This is a genomic window from Vibrio sp. 10N.261.51.A3, assembly GCF_041471965.1.
GTDB classification, from domain to species: Bacteria; Pseudomonadota; Gammaproteobacteria; order Enterobacterales; family Vibrionaceae; genus Vibrio; species Vibrio crassostreae_C.
Map to the genome: position 1 here is coordinate 1 of NZ_JBFRPK010000146.1, position 2,057 is coordinate 2,057.

Below are 2,057 nucleotides of genomic sequence, written 5' to 3' on the forward strand. Positions count from 1 at the left end.
TAGAAGATGGCCATGGTGGAAGTACGCAACAAACCGCCACGCTTACGATTGCCGGGACAGATGATAAAGCCACACTGGTTTCTAATGTCATTCAGCTCACTGAAACACAAGCGCTGGATAGTGAATTTAAATTCTATAGAGGCCAGCTTCAGCTAATTGACCCTGATAGTGGTGATAACACTCAGTTTGTTTTTAGCGGGAAGTATTTAGGCCAAGGGTTTGAGCCTGGTCACCTTGATGTTTGGCCTAATGGCACTTATCAATTCAGATTAGAAGCTGTTACCAATCGTCATGCGGACGATCTCATTGGTAGCCTACATGCTGGCGAGTCGATGGAGCTCCCCTACGAAGTCGAAACCAATGATGGTCAGAAGCTCACCATTATGGTGAAGGTGACCGGTGAAGATAACCAAGCAAAAATTGAAGTAACGCCCTACTCCAGCCTCAATAATCATGTTTACGAAGATCACACTTCCTTTGGCAATACCACTAATCAGCTCAGCAGTGGCGGCACGTTACAGGTCATTGACCCCGATCACGACCAAGCCGGTTTTATTGCACAAACCATCACCACCGCCGAAGGTGGTCGGTTCAATATCAACGCAAAGGGCCATTGGTCATACGATATTGACAATGATAAAGTCCAACATTTAGGCGCAGGGGAAAGCTTCCAGCAAACCTTTACCGTTGAATCTATTGATGGCAGTGCTAAAAAAGATATCACAGTGACCGTTCATGGCACCAATGATGCGCCAGTTGCGTCAGCTGAAGTACGTTTAGCGAATGGCTTGGAAGATACCCAGATAGTCCTCACCCCTGCACAGCTACTGGCCAATTCTAGCGATGTTGACGACAACGACATTGGCAAATTATCCATTGAAAACCTACAGGCTGACCACGGTGCTATTGCCTTCAATGCCGATGGCACGTTTACTTTTACCCCAGAGAAAGACTATAACGGCGATGTGCACTTTAGCTATGACGTCAAAGATGCCCACGGTGGTGTGACCCACACTGGCGCATCAACGACGCTCTCGGCTGTTGGCGATAAAGCCCAAATCGCTGGCGTTGATACTGGTTCAATAACCGAAAACAGCGCGGGTGTCGACATGTCACCCGACTATGCTCACTCAGGCATCGCCACACTTGGCAATACAACACTCTATGCTGATGGCAAGCTGACCATCACAGACCCCGATGTAGGCGAGTCAGGATTTGAACGCCAAGGCAGCAATGGTTACGACTATCACGGCACCTATGGCGATCTAATCTTACTCACCGATGGCACCTGGCATTACCATGCCGATGCTGGGCATCTATCAGGTATAGGTGCTAGACCCACAACGCGTGGCACTGCAATTGACCAACTTGGTGAAGGGCAAAGCTTAACCGATACGATTACAGTCCATTCAAAAGATGGTACAACACACGATATTGTCATCACCATTCACGGCAGTAACGACAGACCTTACTGTTCATCTGAAGTGGTGCTTGCAAATGGCAGTGAAGATACACGCCAAACCTTAACCACCGCGCAACTATTAGCGAATACCGTCGATGTGGATGCCAATGACGCCGGTAAACTAACCATTGAAAACCTACATGCTGACCATGGCTCTATTCTAAACAATGCCGATGGTACGTTTACGTTTACCCCAGAAAAAGACTACAACGGCGCGGTGCACTTTAGCTATGACGTCAAAGATGCACACGGTGGTGTAACACACACCGGCGCAACCACCAACTTAGCTGCGGTTAACGACAACCCTGATGTGACGCCTTTAACCGACAGTGTCAGTGAGGGGGCCGATAATCATCACACCCTCAATCTGCTAGTAGGTGCCACAGACAAAGACGGCGACGCTTTAACCATCAGTCACCTTGAATATGCCATCGATGGTCAACCTCAGTCGGGCCAACTTCCAACGGGCATTACCTTAGATACTGATGGTCATACATTAATTGTTGATGCCACCAATCCCGCATTTAACCATTTGGCCAATGGTCAGTCGCAACAAATCGCTATCACTTATCAAGTAGAAGATGGCCATGGTGGA

General features: G+C 48.3%; 1 protein-coding gene. It reads left to right on the forward strand.

Annotation, left to right across the window (positions count from 1 at the left end):
* Positions 1-2,057 (forward strand): VCBS domain-containing protein (locus tag AB4371_RS22270; protein ID WP_372150678.1); only part of this gene is annotated, 2,057 nt, incomplete at both ends.